17 protein-coding genes and 1 pseudogene are annotated in these 22,176 nt (G+C 41.9%); 10 read left to right on the top strand and 8 right to left on the bottom strand.

What is annotated here, in order from left to right; all coding sequences use genetic code 11:
- Positions 1 to 181: 181 nt before the first annotated feature.
- From nrdR to AC559H_RS01790, 5 genes are all read right to left on the bottom strand, one after another.
- On the bottom strand, positions 182 to 754 hold the full coding sequence (gene nrdR / locus AC559H_RS01810; protein ID WP_036831501.1) for a transcriptional regulator NrdR: 573 nt from the start codon (positions 752 to 754) through the stop codon (positions 182 to 184).
- Between the two features lie 250 nt (positions 755 to 1,004).
- Complete coding sequence (locus AC559H_RS01805; RefSeq protein WP_071782559.1) at positions 1,005 to 1,100, bottom strand: photosystem II reaction center protein T; 96 nt, start codon at positions 1,098 to 1,100, stop codon at positions 1,005 to 1,007.
- A 227-nt stretch (positions 1,101 to 1,327) separates the two neighbouring features.
- Positions 1,328 to 2,857, bottom strand: coding sequence for a photosystem II chlorophyll-binding protein CP47 (psbB, locus tag AC559H_RS01800; protein WP_026793641.1), 1,530 nt, complete (start codon positions 2,855 to 2,857; stop codon positions 1,328 to 1,330).
- A gap of 552 nt (positions 2,858 to 3,409) precedes the next feature.
- Positions 3,410 to 3,736 carry a hypothetical protein gene (locus AC559H_RS01795; protein WP_026787223.1) on the bottom strand — a complete coding sequence of 109 codons (327 nt, stop codon included), beginning with the start codon at positions 3,734 to 3,736 and terminating at the stop codon, positions 3,410 to 3,412.
- A 225-nt stretch (positions 3,737 to 3,961) separates the two neighbouring features.
- The gene (locus AC559H_RS01790) at positions 3,962 to 4,837 is read right to left on the bottom strand and encodes an RNA-guided endonuclease InsQ/TnpB family protein (RefSeq protein WP_026787222.1); all 876 of its coding nucleotides are present in this window, start codon (positions 4,835 to 4,837) and stop codon (positions 3,962 to 3,964) included.
- Positions 4,838 to 5,040: 203 nt separating this feature from the next.
- Between AC559H_RS01790 and AC559H_RS01785 the strand changes: the two genes are divergently transcribed.
- On the top strand, positions 5,041 to 5,709 hold the full coding sequence (locus tag AC559H_RS01785; RefSeq protein ID WP_237745544.1) for a retropepsin-like aspartic protease family protein: 669 nt from the start codon (positions 5,041 to 5,043) through the stop codon (positions 5,707 to 5,709).
- A gap of 79 nt (positions 5,710 to 5,788) precedes the next feature.
- On the opposite strand, the gene AC559H_RS01780 is transcribed toward AC559H_RS01785, so the two are convergent.
- The gene (locus AC559H_RS01780) at positions 5,789 to 6,535 is read right to left on the bottom strand and encodes a creatininase family protein (RefSeq protein ID WP_026787220.1); all 747 of its coding nucleotides are present in this window, start codon (positions 6,533 to 6,535) and stop codon (positions 5,789 to 5,791) included.
- Positions 6,536 to 7,053: 518 nt separating this feature from the next.
- Here AC559H_RS01780 and AC559H_RS01775 point away from each other — a divergent pair.
- The 3 genes from AC559H_RS01775 to AC559H_RS01765 all read left to right on the top strand — a co-directional run bounded on the left by AC559H_RS01775 (position 7,054) and on the right by AC559H_RS01765 (position 12,533).
- Positions 7,054 to 7,794 carry a winged helix-turn-helix domain-containing protein gene (locus AC559H_RS01775; RefSeq protein WP_026793643.1) on the top strand — a complete coding sequence of 247 codons (741 nt, stop codon included), beginning with the start codon at positions 7,054 to 7,056 and terminating at the stop codon, positions 7,792 to 7,794.
- A gap of 367 nt (positions 7,795 to 8,161) precedes the next feature.
- Entirely contained in the window at positions 8,162 to 10,417 is a 2,256-nt protein-coding gene (locus AC559H_RS01770) for a PhoX family protein (protein ID WP_026798419.1), read from the top strand.
- A gap of 163 nt (positions 10,418 to 10,580) precedes the next feature.
- Positions 10,581 to 12,533 (top strand): iron uptake porin, encoded by a 1,953-nt coding sequence (locus AC559H_RS01765; RefSeq protein ID WP_026793644.1) that lies wholly within the window; start codon positions 10,581 to 10,583, stop codon positions 12,531 to 12,533.
- A 90-nt stretch (positions 12,534 to 12,623) separates the two neighbouring features.
- Here AC559H_RS01765 and AC559H_RS01760 read toward each other — a convergent pair whose 3' ends face one another.
- Together AC559H_RS01760 and AC559H_RS01755 are read right to left on the bottom strand one after the other, a co-directional pair.
- Positions 12,624 to 14,528, bottom strand: a complete 1,905-nt coding sequence (locus AC559H_RS01760; protein WP_330949134.1) for a protein kinase domain-containing protein — start codon at positions 14,526 to 14,528, stop codon at positions 12,624 to 12,626.
- Positions 14,529 to 14,715: 187 nt separating this feature from the next.
- A complete protein-coding gene (locus tag AC559H_RS01755) occupies positions 14,716 to 15,057 on the bottom strand; it encodes a transposase (RefSeq protein WP_026787215.1) in 342 nt (113 codons plus the stop codon).
- A gap of 1,146 nt (positions 15,058 to 16,203) precedes the next feature.
- On the opposite strand from AC559H_RS01755, the gene ltrA reads away from it, so the two are divergent.
- From ltrA to AC559H_RS01725, 6 genes and pseudogenes are all read left to right on the top strand, one after another.
- On the top strand, positions 16,204 to 17,955 hold the full coding sequence (gene ltrA, locus AC559H_RS01750) for a group II intron reverse transcriptase/maturase (protein WP_026787213.1): 1,752 nt from the start codon (positions 16,204 to 16,206) through the stop codon (positions 17,953 to 17,955).
- Between the two features lie 30 nt (positions 17,956 to 17,985).
- A pseudogene (gene ssb, locus AC559H_RS01745) lies at positions 17,986 to 18,281 on the top strand (single-stranded DNA-binding protein); the annotation flags it as partial.
- A 12-nt stretch (positions 18,282 to 18,293) separates the two neighbouring features.
- Positions 18,294 to 18,833 (top strand): tetratricopeptide repeat protein, encoded by a 540-nt coding sequence (locus tag AC559H_RS01740; RefSeq protein WP_026793646.1) that lies wholly within the window; start codon positions 18,294 to 18,296, stop codon positions 18,831 to 18,833.
- A 119-nt stretch (positions 18,834 to 18,952) separates the two neighbouring features.
- Complete coding sequence (locus AC559H_RS01735; RefSeq protein WP_026793647.1) at positions 18,953 to 19,894, top strand: response regulator; 942 nt, start codon at positions 18,953 to 18,955, stop codon at positions 19,892 to 19,894.
- A gap of 82 nt (positions 19,895 to 19,976) precedes the next feature.
- Positions 19,977 to 20,684, top strand: a complete 708-nt coding sequence (ubiE, locus tag AC559H_RS01730; protein ID WP_026787210.1) for a bifunctional demethylmenaquinone methyltransferase/2-methoxy-6-polyprenyl-1,4-benzoquinol methylase UbiE — start codon at positions 19,977 to 19,979, stop codon at positions 20,682 to 20,684.
- 75 nt (positions 20,685 to 20,759) lie between these two features.
- Positions 20,760 to 21,992, top strand: coding sequence for a DUF445 domain-containing protein (locus tag AC559H_RS01725; RefSeq protein WP_026793648.1), 1,233 nt, complete (start codon positions 20,760 to 20,762; stop codon positions 21,990 to 21,992).
- Positions 21,993 to 22,176: the final 184 nt, after the last annotated feature.

Raw genomic sequence — 22,176 nt, 5'->3', positions numbered from 1 at the left:
TCACCGAAGGCTCCGGCCGAAACAAAATTAGTGCTGATCTCTAGGTCATTAACTGGATATTGGACGAATGCCGATACTTTTTCGCTGACTTTTGTTTTGATATTGAGGCAATATATATCTTGCCTGAATCCTAGCATAAACTAGAGACTGTTAGCAAACTAACAACGGGTGATTAATCTTATTAATGTTGAGATCCGAGTAGGGATGCAGAACACAGAGAAGCAGAGGCATCCATTGATGAATCCTCACAGTTACAGACAGAATTTTCTTCTGAAACGATTTCTAACTCTTGAGCATGATCATTAGCCGTTTCAAAGTGATTCAGTGCTTCTGCAAAGTCTCGAATCCCTTGAAATTGTCGATAAACCGAAGCAAATCGGACATAAGCCACTTCACTCAAGGATTTGAGTCGGTGTAAAACCAATTCTCCGATTTCCTGAGTCGGAATTTCCCGTTGGGAACGTTGTTGCAATTCTGCTTCGATTTCATCAATAATTGATTCTAAATCGGGAGCAGAAAGTCCTGTTTTTTCACAAGCTCGAACCATTCCGCGCAGTAACTTGGAACGGTCAAACGATTCCCGTTTTTTATCCCGCTTGATCACCGTAATCGGGACAAATTCAATCCGTTCATAGGTGGTGAAGCGATGCTGACACTGAAGACATTCCCTGCGTCGTCGAATGCTTTTACCCGATTCAGCAGCACGGGACTCAAGAACTCGACTATTCGTATATTGACAAACTGGACACTGCATGATTAACGTCCTTTGAGCGGTTGTTTCACTGAATAGGAGTTTTTTGATCAGCGATTACAAGCACAGCCTTTAACTCTTTAACAGTCCAATACTGAGTTATGAGAACTCAGGGTTTTATTTAAACCAGTGAACACCCCAATCCCTTGTTAAAATTTAGGCGCGTCTGGGTTCGCTCAGTGCAAAAAGCGTTCAATCAACCTTAAAACCCATGACTCAGTATTGGAGTGGACGAAGATGCTCTGATTGTCACTTACTTACCAATCCGAGGCGGTTCCCGGAATGCAATTGCAAAAAAGATAACTCCCAAAGCCAATGTCAAAACTAAGATGTAAGCAACACTTTCCATGTCAATTTTTCCTAAACCTATTATTTTCTAATAGTCTACCATTGAGCGAGTGAACTACCCACTGCATTTAAACCCACATTACCAGTTTTAGAAGAAAGAAAAAACCGATTAACTTTGACCCACCAATTCCCCATAAAGAAAGAGTTGGAGACTTTATGAATAAAGTTCCAACTCTTTTGAAAATTAGGGTTTACAAAAATACCCCACAAGCCTGAACTAGAGATATCCTAGACGGTCTTTTTAACACGAGTGGTTTTGTCACCCAGTTTTTGGAACAGACCCCACTCCACTTGTTCTTCCAGATCGGCTTCCACCCCAGCGAACACATCGCGGAAGATCGTCCGAGAACCGTGCCAAATATGGCCAAAGAAGAACAATAACGCAAAGCAAGCGTGAGCGTAGGTGAACCAACCCCGGGTACTCGTCCGAAACACACCGTCCGATCCCAAGGTTTCCCGATCAAACTCGAAGGGTTCCCCTTGTTGAGCTAAACGGGCATATTTCTTGACGGTAGGAGCATCCTTAAAGGTTTTGCCATCTAAGTCACCACCATAGAAACTGACCGTCACCCCAGCTTGTTCAAAGCTGTAGCGAGACTCAGCCCGACGGAAGGGAATATCCGCCCGAATCACACCCTCTTTATCCGTTAGGATAACCGGGAAGGTTTCAAAGAAGTTAGGAAGACGACGAACCGATAATTCCCGTCCTTCAGAATCTTTGAATACAGGATGGCCTAACCAATTTTTGGCAATGCCATCGCCGTTATTCATGGGGCCGACCCGGAACAAACCGCCTTTCGCGGGGCTATTGCCCACATAGTCATAAAAGGCAAGTTTTTCAGGAATTTTTTCCCAAGCTTCAGAATAGCTATCCCCACGGGCAACGCCAGATTGTACCCGGCGTTGAATTTCCTGTTGGAAATAACCGCTATCCCATTGATATCGGGTAGGGCCAAACAGTTCGATGGGGGTAGCAGCAGAACCGTACCACATAGTTCCCGCTACGACAAAAGCCGAGAAGAACACGGCGGCAATACTACTGGATAAGACTGTTTCAATGTTCCCCATCCGCAGGGCTTTGTATAACCTTTGGGGCGGACGAACGGACAGATGGAACAGACCCGCAACAATCCCCACAACCCCAGCCGCAATATGGTGAGCCACGATTCCCCCCGCATTGAACGGGTTAAATCCCTCTGGCCCCCAAGCGGGTGCAACGGGTTGAATACTGCCTGTAATGCCGTAGGGATCGGATACCCACATCCCCGGGCCAAATAAGCCGGTTAAGTGGAAGGCTCCAAAACCAAAGCAAAGCAGACCGGATAAAAACAGGTGAATCCCAAACATTTTGGGCAAATCCAAAGCGGGTTCGCCTGTACGGGGGTCGGTAAACAGTTCCAGATCCCAAAAGACCCAATGCCAAACGGCAGCGAGGAACAGTAAACCAGACAGAATGATATGAGTAGCCGCTACCCCTTCAAAAGACCAAATTCCAGGGTTAGTTACTGCTTCTCCGGTGAGACTCCAGCCACCCCAGGATTGGGTTACTCCCAAGCGGGCCATAAAGGGCATGACGAACATCCCTTGACGCCACATCGGGTTGAGGACGGGATCAGAAGGATCATAAATTGCGAGTTCATACAGGGCCATAGATCCAGCCCAACCTGCCACCAAAGCGGTGTGCATCAGGTGCACAGAGATTAACCGTCCCGGATCATTCAGGACAACTGTGTGTACACGATACCAGGGTAGTCCCATTGACTACGCTCCTTCTAATTGATAATGGTTACTTTTTTTTGACACTCCCCGCTCTAAAGAGACGAGAATTCTTAATTCAGCGACTGACCTTTAAGAACCATGTCCTTGCGGCAATTCTTAAACTTCTTAACCGTACTACTGTACCAATTACAAAGTCTAAGTCATAGCTACCCCAGAGGGTCTATCCCCAAAAGCTTACTAGGATACTACAAGCCTAGAGTTCGGGCGTGTCCCGCCCTACTGAATTAAGTAAACCTAATTATTTATTTTCTGGTAGAGAGAATTAAGTTGATTCTCTTGCTGTTTTAAGAGTTTTCGCCGCTCTTGGCCCAATGCTTTACGCCTAAAAGTGTGTCTTAACCGTTTCACGATGGCGAAGGAGTTTAACCTTGACATTGACATTCTAGCAACAAGCTGAACAAGGGATTAGGGGTTTAAAACCCAATGTCTTGATCACTTTGCTTTGACGTTCTCAGATATAAAGGCACTGAGATTCTCAAGAGAGCAGTAATATAATATCACGAACGCTGACTACAATTAATCCTACACGGATTATAGGCTTTGGTTGATTTGACATTCAGTTGCAGCACTGGCTAAACGTTCTAGGACTTGTTCCGCCGTAATTAATCGGGTGAGAACCACTTGACCAATGGTGTTAGAGGAGTCGGTCATTGTGGCAATGTCTGGTCTAACTTCTAACATCAGGACAGAATCTTCCACCCTATACAGCCACATCTTTTCTTGTTGATTCCGATCCCAAAGACACAAATCCATTCTTTGAATTTCTGGTGGACGTCGCCGCAGAGCTTGATCCCACAAACCCCCTACTCCCCAGACCCGTCCAATTGTCCATCCATCGGTTAAAAAAAAGTATTTCACAGACTTCCTTAAACGAACTGACTTTGGCTCCGATTGTTTAGAATACCGCGAAAATATCTATCCTTCACAATTGAGAGGTAAAATTTTTGTAAGTCCAATACTTCGGATCAGAAGTCAGGAGAGACCGAATCACAGAAACAGGTTGTCTATATTTGGTGTTTCTAGTTGGGTGCTGATATCTTTTCTGGAAAATTGACCGCTTAAAATCTATCTGTAAAGAGTGAACTACCCACACTTCTCTACGAGTAAGTGTGGGCTTCTAGCATCAACGGGGATAGCATCAGAAGAAACAGAAGTTTGTTCCGGTGACTGACATCCCCTCAGACTAGCAGTATCGCTGGTTCCCAACGATAAAATCCGCAAGGCTTCAGTTTTAATATTGATTGCAGCGTTAATATCTCGGTCATGAGTTGTTTGACAATGTTCGCAAGTCCAACTTCTAATATCAATACGAGATAATTTTTGTTGTTTTCGCTTTAAATTGCGTTGATGTTTAGCAAAGTGTTTGGGGTTACTATATTTATCTCCATCGCTGGTGATTGCAAAGTGTGTTAATCCTAAGTCAATGCCAATTGCTTTTCCATTGGTTGATGAATTAGGTATTTCCTTACCGTCATCAACTAACACCGATGCGTGGTATTTCCCATCACGATTCTTTGAGATAGTAACGGTTTTGATTAGCCCTTTAAATTCTCGGTGGCGACGACAATAAATCAACCCCACTTTACCGGGTAATTTCAGGTAATCCCCTTCAAATTTAACACTTTGGGGATAACTGATTGATTGTCTGCCATGCTTGGATTTGAATTGAGGTAATCTTGCCCGTTTCTCAAAGAAGTTTTTGTAAGCGGTAGACAAATTGAGAGCGACAACTTGTAAGCATTGGGAGTAAGCATCTTTTAACCAAGGATATTCCTTTTTGAGTTGAGGTAACAATCCTTGAATTGCTTTTCTGGATAATCCTTTTCTCGTTTGCTTATAGGTTTCTTGACACAAATTTAGGGTGTAATTCCAATACCAACGGCAACAACCAAAGCTTTTGGCTAAGGTAATCTGCTGTTCAGTCGTTGGATAGATTCGGAACTTATACCCTTGAAACATTGTTGCTTTCAAAACTCTTTGATATACTCTAACATATTATTGTTAATTTTGTCGGGATTGACCGACCAAAATTAACTTGGGGGAGTCCATGTAACCCACACTGATTTGGTGGTTGTTTTTTTGTTTTGTGAAATTCAGTGTGGGACTTATCGCTCCCCCAAACCCCCTCGTCAGTTAAATTAACTATTGACACTATTGGAACCATGAACAATTCCCCTTATTTAGTTCGGTTATACCAATTATCTCCTTCTATGGCGGTGATGCCCAATTTTTTGAAACCTGGTCATCGAGTCCAAAATCAAGGCTTATCTCCATTAATATCCCTGGCTTCAATTTTATTCTTAACCACAGGATTAGTATTAATTAATAGCATCGGAGCCTTATCTCAAGAATATCCTGGTTGTTTTCTGAAAACAAAATCAGGAAGTGTTATATCTCTAAATGAAGTTTGTGTTTTCCCACAAGCCGACCCAAAAACTGCTGTTGCTCCCCTAAAAACACCGGGAGTTTATCAGGCTAAAATTATTAGAAAACAAGGTGGAATCCCGGTTATTCTAGTAATTTTTAATGACCAAACTCCTTTTGAAATGTTGGTAGATACTGGAGCCAGTGGCACAGTTATTACTTCTATGATGGCAGAACTGTTGGGGGTGACTCCAACCGGAAGAGGTAAAGCGGATACACCTAGTCAAAAGGGAGTTGAATTTGAAATAGGTTCAATTCAGACTATTAATGTTTCTGGAGCTATCAAAAACAATCTGACCGTTGCGATCGCTCCAGCCCTGGATGTGGGTTTACTGGGTCAAAATTTCTTAAGTGGATATGATGTTACTATTAAGGAAGATGTGATTGAATTTAGATCCAGAACTTAATCAGTTATCAGGGGAAGAAATAGCCTTTAATAAATCAAATGTTAATTGATTAATTATTCACTTCTAAACTGTTAACTGATTACTGATTATTGAGGAACTCTAAATAGGTTTGACTTAATTCCTTAACGGCTAACTCATAAAATTGTTGACCATGTTCAGGGGTTGCCAAGGCAGGGTTAGAGCCCATCCGACCATCGGGATAGTGTTGGCGAAAATCCTCCGAGCCATAGATAGGATGTCCTTTAGCCACTTCTGGTGTCAGGAAACCTTGTTTAATCGAATCAGGATAAACATATTGTGTTAAAGCGACTTCGCTGGGTGTGGCATGGGAACCTTCTTGATCGCCATAGAGTTCTTTTGCTAACTTATAAACTGAGCCACACATAAACCAATTGCCGATTTGACATTTGACTTGATGGGCTTTGGGTATATTGATATCGGCTAAATGGCTGTAGGTTTCAGAAAAAGCAGCTTTTAGGGTAGCAATATTTCCCCCATGTCCGTTAATAAAAAAGTAGTGAGTAAATCCAACTTTAGCTAAACTTGTGATATAATCATTGATTACCTGAATTAAAGTTGTCGGTCGCAAGCTAATAGTACCTGGAAAAGCCGTGTGGTGTAACGCCATACCAACATTGATAGTCGGGCTAACTAAGGCCTTGGTTGCTTCTCCTACTCCTTTGGCGATCGCTTCAGCGCAAATTGCATCAGTGCCGATCAATCCCGTTGGCCCATGTTGTTCCGTGGAACCAATAGGAATGATGATACCGCCAGAGTGGGTTAGATAAACTTCTACTTCTTGCCAGGTACTCAGATGTAGTAACATTATGTTAAGTTAAGTTAAACAGTGTTAAAATTTCAGATCCATTCCTATTGTAGTGATTCAGGTGATCTGTTCACCTAATAAAAACAAAAGTCAAACAGACTCTAGGAATTGACACCCTACCAACCCAAAATACGACCCGTTCAGAATTTTAATTTTATTAGAATAATTTAACCATAAGATTACTAAGCCTTTACCTTTTGTTAACCTTTCCCTATTATCATGAAGCTATCGACCATATTCAGATTTCCAACAACCAGGCAAATTGAGCGTTAACAATGCTTAAAAACCTAGAACCGAGGCTAAATCAGGATGAGTCTGGCGACCTCCCAACAAAATCGGGGGTTGGATTTGCTATAGCAGTCCAATATCGGTCGTCTCTATGTGAAGGAATTCGTAACGGAGAACATAATTACGTTGGATGGTTGACACTGGACTAACTCCTCAGAATGTCGAGTTACTTGTGGCGACAATAGCCAGTTTCAACAACTTCTACTTATCCAACCCGCAAAATTTTTTTTATGTTTTCTCCTGAATTAAGCAAGATTCCTTACCGTTCTGATGTAAGACAAAATGGCCATATTTTACTTTTGGAAAGCGAACAGCCTTGGCGAGAAATGCTTTCCCTAGCTTTGGAAGAACAGGGTTATCGGGTGATGGTGACTTCCGATGGACGAGATGCTCTCCCTTCAATTCAGAACCCTAATTATCCCGTCGGGGATTTTCCATTCAACCTTTTAATTATGGACTCGATTAATGGTTTGGATCTGTGTCGTATGTTACGACATCAGGGAAATTCTGTGGCCATTTTAATTATTGGGTTGCGGGAGAGCGCGAATAATTCGGCTTTTTATTTAGAAGCAGGAGCCGACGACTATTTAACTAAACCCTTTGGAATGCGGGAGTTTATGGCGCGTTGTCGGGCTTTAATGCGACGAAGACGCTATTGTCAACTTCCAGAGCCAGTCATGCTGCAATACAAAGAAGTGATTTTGTATCAAGAAGAATGTCGGGTTATGGTTCGTGGTCAAGAGGTGAAGCTATCTCCTAAACAGTTTCGTTTACTAGAGCTATTTCTGAGTTATCCTCGGCGAGTTTGGTCACGGGAACAATTATTAGACATCATTTGGGGACAAGATTTTATTGGGGATAGCAAAACCGTTGATGTTCATATTCGCTGGTTACGCGAAAACCTAGAATTAGATCCGAGCAAACCAGAATATGTGATTACAGTTCGAGGTTTTGGCTATAGATTTGGTTGAAGTTAGATGAATTACGAATTAGCAATTAAGAATTACGAATTACGAGTTACGAGTTACGAGTTAAGAATTATTAATCTTTAATTCTCAATTCGTAATTATTGATTCGTAATTCGTAATTATTGGTTATTAAATAGAGTGAATATTTGTTGGTATTGAAAATATTTAATAGCAATAAATAATAGCTTTAACAGCTTAAAAAGCGTAGCAGTAATTACTATAGAGTTTAAATTTATTTGTATTAAAATTAAGGGGGCAGGAAACAGGCAACAGAAAAGACTTATTAAGGAAACAAGCAACATCCCCATTCCCCATTTGTAATTCGTAATTCGTAATTTGTAATTCCCTTTTCAGAATTTAACACAAATTTATGTCTGTGAATCGTCGTGATTTTCTATTATTTTTGGGTGCAGGATTTACGACATTAGCCGTTGGATCATGTCAGAATTCCTCTAAGATACCTAAGATCATCTCATCCCCGGAACCAAAATTTACTCAATCTTTACCTTTCAAACCGATTAAAGGGCCATTACCTAATAGCTTAGATTTGATTCAAGCCCAAACTTCTAAATCCGTAATTCCAGTTAGTGATAATTCCCTTTCTGCACAACAAATTCAAGCCTATAGTACCTACGAAATCGTTGATGATTTAGTTCTACCTGAAGGATTTACTTATGATGTTATTGCTACTTGGGGAGACAAAGTAGGAAATTCTCGATTTGGCTATAATAATGATTATGTTTCCTTTATAGCAACGGGAGAAAATCAAGGTTTTTTAACCGTTAACTTTGAATATATTAGTGCCGAGATTTGGTTAGAAACCTATCAACAGGTAATTGGTAAAACCTTACCCCTGAAAAAAATTCAATCGGATCAGAACAAAAAAATTAATGCTTTTGAATTACCAGAAAAAGACCTATTACGACAGAATATTTTACAACTATCCAAAGCAGGATTAACCGATCTGGGTATAGGCGTAATATCAGTTCAACGTCAAGCCGATGGCCGCTGGATCAGAACCCATTCTGCTGCTGATCGAGTTATTAGCGGACTATCGGGGTGGGAAAATAAGCAATATTTAAAAGCTACCGGGCCAGCCGTTGCCATATTTACAAAAAAAGGTCAGGGGTACAATGATCAATTAGGTTCCAAAATTATTGGAACTTTCGCTAATTGTGCCGGAGGAACAACTCCCTGGGGGACGGTCTTGAGTGCGGAAGAAAATTTCCAAAGTCAGGTAACTGAAGCCGTTTATCCCGATGGAACAACTTATCCTCCTGGTGAAACTCCTTTTTTATTAGAAGAAATGGAGGGTTTGGGTAATGTATTTGGACTAGCGGGAAACAAATATGGTTGGATCGTAGAAGTTGATCCGACAAACCCCCAGGACTATGGCACAAAACACACTTGGTTAGGACGTTATCGCCATGAAGCGGTGGGAATTCGGGTCGAAGTCGGTCAACCCTTGGCGTTTTATTCAGGATGCGATCGCCGCAGTGGACACCTATATAAATTTGTCAGCAAAGGGACAGTTAAAGACCCCCAAGACAAAAAAAATTCCCAATTATTAACTGATGGGATGTTATATGCGGCCAAATTTAATCCTGATGGTACAGGGCAATGGATTCCGTTAAAAGCGGATACGACTATAAATCCTGATCAGCCAAATGTTCATGCCGGGGGAATTATTGCCTTACCCCAACGACCAAAAGGTGGGAGTTTTCTTGCTAAAACCGATGAGGATATCCAAAACTTCAAACAACAGTTTAAAACCCTAGGAGATTTGTATACCGGAATTCCAGAAGAACAACAAGGAGCAATTTTGATTGATGCCCATTTAGCTGCTAGTGCCGTGGGCGCGACCTGTGCGGCTCGTCCTGAAGATACGGAAATCGCGCCTGATGGATCTTTATTTATTGCCTTCACATCAGGTACAGCCGATGCCCAAACCGGGGGCCCTAACCTAGAAATTTTTCAAGCACCTTCGGAAAAGAAACAATATGAGTATGGATGGCTGATGCGTTTGGTGGAAGATGGGAATGTTCCTCAAGCGATGACCTTTCGATGGCAAATGGTGGCCACCGGAGGAGAAATAGCCCAAGGAGGGTTAGGATTTGCCAACCCTGATAATTTAGCCATTGACGGCATCGGGAATTTATGGATGGTGACGGATATTTCCACCAGCAAACATAATAAACCCGTTGCCCAGGGCCGTCTTGACAAGAATCAACAACCCTTAGAAGATACAGAGTTATTGGGACTATATGGTAATAATTCGTTTTGGTTTTTACCAACATCAGGGGAAAATCTAGGTCAAGCCTTTTTATTTGCCCTTGGGCCAATGGAATGCGAACTAACTGGGCCATTTTTTACTTCTGATCAAAAAACCCTATTTATTGCTGTCCAACATCCGGGGGAAAAGAACCAAACTCGCCGGGATATGGCAACAAAAACCCTCGAATTTGCTTTACAAACCACCCAAGGAGAAGAATTTATCCAAACTCGTCAAGTTCCTTGGGGATCAAATTGGCCCAGTAAACAAACCAATGATCCACCCAAACCATCATTAGTGGCAATTCGACGGATAAATTCTGAACAAATTGTAGAGAAGCCAAACCCTCTCTAAGTAAAGGTTATACCGATTGAATCCGGTTGAAAACAAGTCTTAACTTTTGTTCCCCCACTTGACTGTGGAAAAACTATAGTTAAGATATGATACTATTGGTTCAGTCGAGCTAGGGACTCCCTTGCTTTGTGGTATTTTAAGTGTCGGTGTGAGAATTGAGATGATGAACAAAGTTTTATTGAACACTCTAAAGCATAGTCCAGGCGTTCTGGGAGCGGCTATTCTCTTAACGAATGCAGCCTTCGCAACCGAGGCTCCATCGGAGAAATTGGCAAATGCGACAGATACAGCGACCATCACCCTCGAAGCTGCCCGTGCAGTTCCGACCACTGGACAGAATAATGAGTTGCAACCTCAAGCCAATTCCGAGTCATCCGCAGAGCAACTAGCCCTGTCTTTGACCCCTGATGTTGCGGTTGAACCCACCAATTTAGTCAATGGTGAGGCTACAAACGAGAACGAACCGCAGACTGTTGCCACGGCTCAAAAGTTAAACGGCCTAACTTCAGAGGCTTCGGCCCCACTACAAACTGCTCAAGCTTCTGAGTTCCAAGTGGCTCAGATGTCATCAACTGAGCCGAGCGAAACCAGCGTCTCAGGCTTAGAACAAATTAACGAATATGCTGAAGCTGCCGATGCCCTAGAGCAGGTTACTTCAGTTTCTCAATTATCTGACGTTCAACCCACTGACTGGGCTTTCCAAGCCTTACAATCCTTGGTTGAACGCTATGGTTGTATCGCGGGTTATCCCGATGGAACCTTCAAAGGCAACCGTGCCATGACTCGTTTTGAGTTTGCAGCCGGTTTAAATGCTTGTTTAGAGCGGGTTAACGAACTAATTGCTGCGTCTGTAGCCAATTTAGTCACCCGTGAAGATTTAGCCGTTCTGCAACGGTTACAAGAAGAATTTGCTGCGGAATTAGCCACTCTGCGCGGTCGTGTCTATGCTTTAGAAGCTAGAACCGCCGAATTAGAAGCTAATCAGTTCTCTACCACTACTAAACTGCGTGGAGAAGTTATCTTCTGGGGTGGAGACGCTGCTGGAGATCGGGCTACCTATAACGTAGTGGGTCAATTTGCCGGCAAGGATAGTGATCCCACGGAAGCCTATTTTGGCTACCGCGCCCGTTTAAACTTTGATACGAGCTTCACGGGTCAGGATTTGTTGAGAACTCGTTTACAAGCTCAATCTATTCCTAACCTGTCTGCTTTCAACATCACCAATACCTTGATGAGTCGTACTAGCATCGATGGTGTGGATAATGGTGTCATATTAGATGAGTTGTACTACCGCTTCCCCATCGCCAATGGTAAAGGCAATGTCTTCGTTGGAGCTAAGGGTCTTGACAATGATGATATCTATGATACAGTAACCCCCTTTGGTGGTTCTGGAGATGGAGCACTTTCCCGCTTTGGTCGGTATAACCCGACTACCTTCCGAGGGCCGCAAGGCACAGGTGTGGGTCTGAAATATGCCTTCAGTGATCAGTTTAAAGTCAATTTAGGCTACTTGGCTGACCAGGCCAGTTCATCTTTAGCCAACCAAGGTCAGGGTATATTCAATGGGGGCTACAGTGCGGGTCTGCAATTGGTGTTTAAACCCAGTCCTAAGATTGGTGTGGGTTTAGAGTATAACCACCGCTACTTTACTAATGGCATTGTCAATGTCTCTGGAGGCACAGGAAGTTGGATTGCCAATAAACCTTTTGGTGAGAATGCAACTACCAGCGAAAACGTAGGTTTCCAAGCCAACTGGCGCATCGCCCAGCACTTTGAGTTGGGTGGCTGGGTTGGTTCCACCTGGGCTAACCAAAAGAATGGCGGTAATGACAGCGCAACCATTATTAACTGGGCTGTTTCTCTAGCGTTCCCCGATGTCCTGAAAGAAGGTGGCTTAGGTGGCTTAATTGTCGGGATGCCTCCTAAAGTAACCAGCCATGATATCAGTGCTTTAGAAGATAGAGATACCTCCATTCACATTGAAGGTTTCTACCGCTATCCTCTCAACGACTACATCGCCATTACTCCTGGTTTCTATGTAGTTACTAACCCCGATCAAAATAGCAATAACAATACAATCGTGGTCGGAACTCTGCGGACTCAATTCCGCTTCTAAATCAGTAAACAGTTATCAGTGTAAGAATTAAGAATTAAGAGTTAAGAGTTAAGAGTTAACTCTTAACTTCTTTTTTTTACTGATAACTCATTAAGGCATTCGCCAAATTTTAATGGTTTTATCCTCACTACCACTAACTACAATTTGACCATTTGAACTTACATCTAAAGCATTAATAGGTTTATCATGACCCCACAAAGTCACCCGTTTTCTGCCCGTTTTTAGATCCCAAATAATTACACTATCACCCCCACTCACAAGAGTCTTACCATCCTTTGTGATTGCCAATGATTTCACAGGACTATTATTAGCTTTCCAGACTTCTTTTTGTTCTCCCGTATCTGGGTTCCATAGCCGAATCGTACCATCATCGCTGGCACTAATTAGGGTTTTGCCATCTGGATGATAAATCAGAGCATTAATGCTACCGTCATGACCTGAGATACTTCGTTTACGAGTGCCCGTCTCCAAATTCCATAACCGAATTGTTTGGTCTGAGCTTCCACTGGCTAGAGTTTGACCATCAGGACTAAATGCAAGGGCATGAATTGCGCCTTCATGACCCGTAAACATGAATTGTCGAGATCCCGTATTTAAAGGCGTAATCAGAATAGTTTTATCATCACTCCCACTGGCTAAGGTCTGACCGTCAGGACTGAAAACAACGATATTTACACCTTCAGTATGTCCTTCAATTGTTCGTGTTTTCTTTCCATTCTTTAAATCCCACAGACGAATCGTTTTATCATTGCTACCACTGGCTATGGTTGCATTATTGGGACTAATAGCCAAAGCCTTGACCCAACTAGAATGGGCTGCAATCGTTCGTGGTTTGACATCTGTTGTTAAATTCCAAATTTTAATTGCCCCAAAACTCCCCACAGCCAGGGTTTTATTATCGGGGCTAATCACAATAGCATAAATTTCACCAACGGCTCGTTCGTACCTCTCTAAAAAAATACTGCCTGGCAATCCTTTTAAAATTAAAATTGGATTAGCCGGGATAAATCCATAACGGATATAGCCATCAATTTGTGTATAAACTCCGCCCAATACCATTAAGGATGTTCCTAAAACCCAGAAGTATTTAAGCTGAATTTTAGGAAATGTAATTTTAGGAATAGAAAAATTAAACCCACTATTCCAATTTGGCTTAACTTGCTTTTTGTCCGTGGGGGAAGGCGAGGGAACTTCTTTGTTATCGCCTAGAGGTTGAATATCTTCTAAACATTTCAAGATTGCTTGCGGAGTCTGAGGGCGATTACCCGGAAAAGGGGCCATCAAAAAATCAATAGTTCCCGCAAATTGATCAGAAAGATTGGGCGCACCTTTTCGCCATAATAACTTTCCAGTTCGAGGATTTTCTGGATAAGCAGTGGGAGGTTTTCCCGTTAATAAATAAATAAAAGTTCGTCCCAGGGCAAAAAAATCGGATTGAGGAACAGCTTTGCCATTCGTTTGTTCTGGGGGTGTATATCCAGGGGAAACAATCCCGGTTACATTTTGCCCCTGTTCTACCTTAGCAATATAGGTTCCTGAAACTTCCCTTGCAGTTCCAAAATCAATTAATACTAACTGTCCATTGGGTTTCCTCATAATATTTTGAGGCTTAATATCCCGATGGAAGTATTGCAAATTATGAACTTGCTCTAGGATCTCAGTCAGTTCTCTTAACCATTCCAAAGCGTGTTCTTGACTGATGGGTTCTTTTTTTCGTTCTTTCATCCAGTCTTGTAAATTTAGCCCTTCAATTTTCTCCATCACCAAACAGTGAAGGGCTTCGTCACTCCCTTTGGGAAGATAGGTAAAATAGCCATCGGGATCAACTTTAGGAATTCCAGGATGATTAAGCTGACTCAAAACTTTCGCTTCTTGTTTGAACAAAGCGACGGCTTTAGGATGATTTTTTAATAAAACTTTTACAACCTTACATTTGCCTTGATCATCAATTTCAAAGGTTTTGCCAAAACCTCCTCCTCCAAGTTGTTTGATCACACGATACCGTCCTTCCAGCAAAAGATCCGAGCCACATTGACAGCAAGTGCGCCGATTCTCGTTTGCCGGATCAGTTGGATTTGGACACTTAGGATTAAGGCAATAACTCACATTGATCGAGAACCCAGATCTAGGTTGAAGAGTTGTTGTTAATTTATATCTAGGTTTTTGTTCAAATTTAGCTTTATTAAACAGCAACACGGTTAGGTGTGACTCCGCACTTAACCAATTTAGTTAAGTTTTTAGGTTGTTTAATTATGCTCAATTTAAAAACCTGTGACAATAATAGCACTCCAGACGCAAATTTGACATTAAGATTCTCCACTATGACAGCTTGGCTATCGCTGACCAACTTATGACTAAGTTTATGTAGAAAATCTTGCCGGGAATTACTAACTCGTTCGTATAATGCGGCCACAATTTTTCTATACTTTTGTCTTGACTGACTCCCACTTCGACTGGGGCTCTCCTGAGCGTAGCCGAAGGGCTCAGTACAGGCTTTTTGTTTACGCGCTAATTTCTTTGACACCGATTATACTGATTAAGAGGATTAACGCGGATTATATTCCTTGCTTCGCACTAAATTATTTATCTAATACGAAGTTAAAGATGTAATCGGTGAAATCCTCTTAATCCGTGAGAAATCCGTGATTAATCTTTGGGCTAGTAGTGCTTTTTGCAATGCAGTTGGATACAGACGGACTTGTACAGCTTGATTTAGCACTCGATTTGCACCTCCTGGTCCGAATATCTTACTACATACTACTAAAAACAGTAGAGATAATCGGAAAGATGGGGTCAACTCCGTACCTACGTTGACCCGCCTTTCATCCCACCGCTTACCTGGGTACAGTTAGAGCGGGGGACTTCCCGGCGGTGTAAGTTAAAAATACCAAGGATTTAGTTTCGGTGATCCTTGTGTTTTACCCAAGGTCTGAAGAACCTCGATATCCACTATTCCATGATTATTTTCTTATGAGCCTAAATATTGTTACGTTGGTTGGTCGCGCTGGTGGCGATCCAGAAGTCAAATACTTTGGTGCGACTCGTTAAGCGTAAAAGTCATCAACATCTGATAGCGTAACGCTTGGAAGGAATTGTAGATAAGATACAAGTCCTTGATAACTTAATTCCTGAGTGGGTGAGATTTCCAAGAAATGTTACAAACTTAGCAAATCTTTAGAAATCAATTCCCACCGTCTAAATGCAAGACGAAGCAATGCTCCCACTGGAGAGACTGACCATCAAACTGGTGAAGCGGGGCATAACGGAGGTAACTGGTGAACCTATCAGGGAATCCCTTCTAGCCCAGATGAGCATGAGTAAGGAAACTAAATCTGCGACTGAACCAACGTCATTGACAACAGCCTACATAGGTTATCGGCTGGGCCAAAAGGCAAGGATAAGGGCTAGGCATCTCGAAGTGTGACCTAGAGCATTCCCAAAGAAACCCGTTGGATAGCAGGACTCTAACCTCATCGCAAAGCAGGAATTAGGAACGAGATAACTTCTTGTGTAATCTCTCAGGAGGTCGAAAACCTGAGTAGGCAGTCAAGCCGCATGATGCTAAGAAGCGAGATTGATTCAGAAGCCAACGCCTTTAGGAAATCTAAAGGATATGCTGACGGAATCACGGTGATTTGGAGATAGAAAATCAAGTAAAGGTGCAAATGTCATGAACACGGCTCTTAAACCGATGTATGAATGGGAAACAATAAACTGGGCAAAAGTCCAGAGATATGTTTTCAAGCTTCAAAAGAGAATCTATCAAGCCTCTGAACGTGGTGATGTTAAGGCAGTTCGTAAGTTACAAAGGCTGTTGACTAATTCGTGGTATGCCAAAGTTCTGGCGCTCAGGAAAGTGACCCAAGATAACAAGGGTAAAAATACTCCCGGCATTGATAGGATAAAGCGTCTTCGCAATCCTCAGAAAATCAGGTTAGCCAAAGAGTTACACTTCAATGACAAATCCGACCCCACCAAAAGGGTATGGATTCCAAAACCAGGCAAAGAGGAAAAAAGACCTCTGGGAATACCCACGATGACGGATAGAGCGAAACAAGCCCTAATGAAACTGGCCCTTGAACCCGAATGGGAGGCTAAATTTGAGCCTAACTCTTATGGATTCAGACCAGGGCGGTCAGCACATGACGCAATAGCGGCAATTTTCAATGGCATCAATCAAAAACCGAAATATGTTCTTGACGCTGATATTGAAAAGTGTTTCGACCAAATTAACCATTCAAAATTACTCGATAAATTAGAAACCTCACCCACCTTTAGACGGCAAATCAAAGCATGGCTAAAATCAGGGGTTGGGTCAGGCGAAAAACTATTTCCAACGGATGAAGGAACTTCGCAAGGTGGGGTCATATCGCCCCTATTGGCAAATATCGCCTTACATGGGATAGAAAACGCCCTAGAAGGTAAATTCAGTCGGAGAGTCGGCAAAACCAGTCAAAAGCGTGACATAAGCTTTGTAAGATATGCCGATAATTTTGTAATTATGGATGAAGATTTAGAAGTAATCCTCAAAGCAAAATTAGTAATCGAAGAATGGTTAAAAGAAATAGGGCTAACCCTCAAAGAAAGCAAAACCAGAATCACCCATACCTTTGAAAATCACGAAGGAAAAACGGGATTCGACTTTCTAGGTTTCAATATCCGACAATACCCATGTAGTGACAAACAAAGTGGGTCAATCGGCGGAACTGAAAATAAAAGAGGACATAAAACGCTCATTAAACCCAGTAAAGAAGCTATTCAAAGACAACTGGCTAAAATTGATGACCTATTGAAAAGGAATCGTACCTCAAGCCAAGAGCAAGTTATTAACGCCTTAAATCCAGTAATACGGGGTTGGGCAGCATACTACTCAACGGTGGCAAGCGCAGATACCTTTAGCAAAATGGACAGCATAATTTTTTCCAAGTTGCGAGGATGGGCTAACAGAAGAAGTGGACGAGGACAGAACAAAACTGAAATCATTTCAGCTTACTGGGGGGTCAACAGAGGATTAGGCTGGAAATTTATCACCCAAGATAATAAATATGTACTGGAACTACACCAGAACATGAAAATTCGTCGCCATATCAAAGTAAAAGACTCAAAAAGTCCTTTTAACGGAGATTGGGCATATTGGGGACAAAGATTAAGCCAACATCCAATGCTAAGAAATATGGCATCCAAACTTCTTAAAAAACAAGAAGGAAAATGTAACCACTGTAATTTGAGATTCATTAGTAATAGCTTGCTTGAAATCCATCACATTGATAGAAATCGGGCAAATAACAAAATTAATAATCTTGAGTTACTACACACGCATTGCCACGACATCAGACACGCAGAAAGAGGTACTCTAACCAGCCAAGTCACTGAGGAGCCGTGTGAAGCGAAAGTTTCATGCACGGTTCTGAACGAGAGGTAAAAATGGTGACATTTTTATCGACTCTAATAGTCCGGTAGTGTTGTCTGTAATTTAACCTTAGCGGTTAACCGTCGGACTAAAAAACGGATCAACCCGATTGGTTTAACTTAGAAATTTGGGGAAAAACGGCAGAAGTTGCAGCGAACTATGTCCGTAAGGGCAGTTTAATTGGGATTAAAGGGGTGTTAAAGTTTGAGTATTGGCAGGATCGTGGTACTGGAACTCAACGATCAAAACCTGTCATTCGGGTTGATGAATTAGACCTATTGGGTTCTAAGCGCGATTCGGAGGAAGGTGCGCCTCGGAACAACTATGATGAGTTTTAAATAGGGAAAACCGTGGCTGAAAAACCCTTAGATACCGTTAAAATTGCATATCAAGCGGGTCAGTTTGCCTTTGAACAGGGGCGTTATCGAGAGTCGGTTCAATATTTAGAACAGGCTCGTCAAGCTGTGGAACTCAATTCTCCTCTGGGTGGAGAGATCCAAATGTGGTTAGTCACAGCATTTGAAGCCTCTGGCAAAAGGCAAGAAGCGATCGCTTTATGTAAACAGTTGACTCGTCATCCGAATATTGGCACTCGTCAACAGGCTCGTCGTTTACTCGAAGTCCTAGAGGCTCCTAAACTCTATATTGACCCAGAGGGATTTGTAAAAATTCCTGATTTGGATCATCTGGATGTCCAAGGAAATTACCGACCTCAAAACAATTCGGTGGCGACCGTTCGGTCTATTCCCAAACCCCCGGTTTCACATAAGGTGAACTCTGGGGATGGGGTGAAGACTCAAGACAATCAATTTTTGGGGATCGCTTTAATCATCGTGCTTTTGGTGAGTGGCGGATTAATCTGGGTCAGTTCTTTAATCAGTAATCAGTAATCAGTAATCAGCTATAATCACAAAATCAGTGGTTAGAGACGCCATCGCAGATCTAACCACTAATCACCGATAACTGATAACTGGTATCAATAAACGTTCTTCAAAAAGAATCGGTATAGATGGAAGTTGAAATTCCCCAACTAGAAAGTGTTAAGCGCCAACTCATGAACCATCAGAGACCCAAAAAGCCTAAGATGTTGGTCGTTGACGATGAGCCGGATAATTTGGATCTGCTCTATCGGACATTTCGACGTAACTTTAATGTATTTAAGGCGGAAAGCGGGGGTCAGGCTTTAGAAATTTTGGCAGCCGAAGGAGAAGTGGCGGTCATTATTTCCGACCAACGAATGCCAGAGATGAAGGGTACGGAGTTTCTCAGCAAAACTGTACCGGAGTTCCCCAATACCGTGCGAATTATTTTGACCGGATTTACAGATATTGAGGACTTGGTAGATGCGATTAATTCAGGACAGGTGTACAAATATATTACAAAGCCCTGGGATCCCAATGAACTCAAAGCCGTAGTAGAAAGAGCCGCCCAAACATATCAATTGCTGAACCAACGCACCGCAGAACTCAATCGCGCTCAGGCTCAAACCCAACTGTTAGCGACGATTATGGAAGCGGCCCAAGCAGCGACGACCCTAGAAAGTTTACTCACTGCATTGTGCACAGCCGTCGCATCGGGGTTCCGAGCCGATGTTTGTATTTTGCAACAAATTAAAGACAATCGCTTAACTACTATAGAAGGTCATTATAGTTCCACGGGTGTTGTGGAAAACTGGTTAGAGATTGATCCTTTAGTTCAGGAAACCATAACTACCAGAACTGTACAAGCATCGACTAATATTACAACTGATCCCGCCTTAGCTACTCTGGCTCACTATCAAAGTTCGGGAATTCAAGCCCATATCAATATTCCGATTACCTATCGGGAACAACTAATCGGTCTATTATCAGTACAATGGAAACAGCCTTGTCAGATGAGTCCTGATGATCTGATCACGGTTCATTTAGTGGCTCAACAAATCGCTTTGGCTTTAATTAGTCTGGGGCATTAATCAATTTGAAGAAGGGAACAGGGAACAGGCAATAGGCAACAGGCAATAGGCAATAGGCAATAGTTAACAGCTAATTAGAGGAATGGTTCAGGAAAATAACCCGATTCAAGAGATTTTTAATCGCATCGCCCCGGTCTATGATCAGTTAAATGATGGGTTAAGTTTAGGCCAACATCGGATTTGGAAAAAAATGGCCGTAGCCTGGAGTGGGGCTAAACCTGGAGACACCGCTTTAGATTTATGTTGTGGAAGTGGAGATTTAGCCCTATTATTAGCACAACAGGTTGGAGAACCGGGACAGGTGTTTGGGGTAGATTTTTCCAGTTGTCAATTGGAAATTGCCCAGCACCGACCCCGACCCTTTACTATTCCAACGGCTAAGATCTCTTGGATAGAAGCGGATGTATTAAGATTGCCGTTTTCAGACAACACCTTTGACTGTGCTACTATGGGCTATGGTTTACGGAATGTTGTAGATATTCCCCGCAGTCTTGAGGAACTTCATCGGGTACTCAAGCCCGGGGCGAAGGCTGCAATTTTGGATTTTCACCGTCCTCCGGGTTCCCTATTGCGTACTTTTCAACAGTGGTATTTACAGCAGTTTGTGGTTCGCACGGCGGAACGATTTGGGTTTCGAGAAGAATACGCTTATATTAACCCCAGTTTAGATCAATTCCCTATCGGTACAGAACAAGTTCAGTTAGCCCAGCAAGCAGGATTTTCAACCGCCACACATTACCCAATTGCAAGCGGTATGATGGGAGTATTAGTAATCACTAAAGCCAATTAAGTTTTAGGTATTCGGTGTGTTCAGTGACAATTGCTAATACATCAGATGGTTTCCTAGTGGGCTGCTACGATAAGAATGGTCAATTTTTCTGAACAGTTGGTTTTAATCACACCTCCGATAGTGGGTGGAATTATTGGCTATTTTACCAATGATTTAGCCATTAAAATGTTATTTCGTCCGTATCGACCGCTACAGATTTATGGCCGAAGGGTTCCGTTTACTCCCGGTTTGATTCCCAGAAATCAAGAGCGTTTAGCTAAACGAATTTCCGATACCATTATGGGGTCTTTATTGACTCCCGAAGAATTACAAAAATTAGCGCGTCGTTTGCTCGAAACAGAACGAATGCAAGCCGCTATTAGTTGGTTTTTAAGACTAGCTTTAGATCAAATTAAAGCCGATACAGAACCAAAAACAGCTAAAATTTTAGCGGGAATTTTACGGGATTTTATTGGAGAGTCTTTACCTAAAATTTTAAGGGTTTTAGCCAAAAAAGATGACTTTCTGGCTCCTCAAATCAACCAAATTTTTGATCGAATTTTATTAGAATTTCAATTAAATGATCAACAATCGCAACACCTATCTAAATGGCTGTTAGAGGTTGTATTAACCCCGGAAATATTGCGACAGGCTTTAATTGATTTTCTCACGGATAAAAATATTTCAATTATTGATGAAGGATTCCGTGAACAAAGCACTGGAACCTATTGGGTGGTAGCAAATTTGTTGGGATTACGCAATAGTTTAACCCGTTTACGAACCTTTTGTTTAGACGAAAAAGAAGAAACTAATCGACGATTAACCGCATTAATTAAATCTTTAGGATTACGAGAAAGACTACAAGAGTGGTTACAAAATATCTCTTTACAAAATTTACCTGTTTCTACCGTCAAACAGTTAAGAAAAACGATGGGAGATGCTGTGAAAACCTATATTCAAGAACAAGGTATTGATGTGCTTCAAGAGTTAAGTCAATCCATTGATTGGGATAATGTTTCAAATTGGATTTTAAAACGTTTACAAATTTCTCCAGTGATGAATACATCTTTAGAATTAGTCAGTCAGGAATTAGCTTTAATTTTAGAACGGTATTTAGAACGGGATATAGAAAAAATTATGGCTCAAGTGATTCCGATTTTGAATATTGAACAGGTGATTATTAATCGAGTCAAGGAAACTTCTCCTGAAAACTTGGAAGCCGCCATTAATGGTATAGTTAAAAGTGAATTACAGGCGATTGTTAATTTAGGGGGAATTTTAGGGGTTGTGATTGGTTTATTTCAGACAATTTTGTTAATATTAAGATAGATAAAAATAGGTAATAAAGATCACGGATTTAAGAGGATTTCACGGATTTCACGGATTTTAATCTGTGTTAATCTGCGTAATCCGTTTAATCCGTGTTCAGATTTCACGGATTTTAATCTGTGTTAATCTGAGTAATCCTGTTAATCCGTGATTGGTAATGGGTAATAGACTGATAACTAATAAC

The sequence above is a fragment of the Planktothrix prolifica NIVA-CYA 540 genome, from assembly GCF_963864145.1.
Taxonomy (GTDB): Bacteria; Cyanobacteriota; Cyanobacteriia; order Cyanobacteriales; family Microcoleaceae; genus Planktothrix; species Planktothrix agardhii.
Note: the sequence above shows the minus strand (reverse complement) of the source record. Positions and strands in the feature narration are given on the sequence as shown.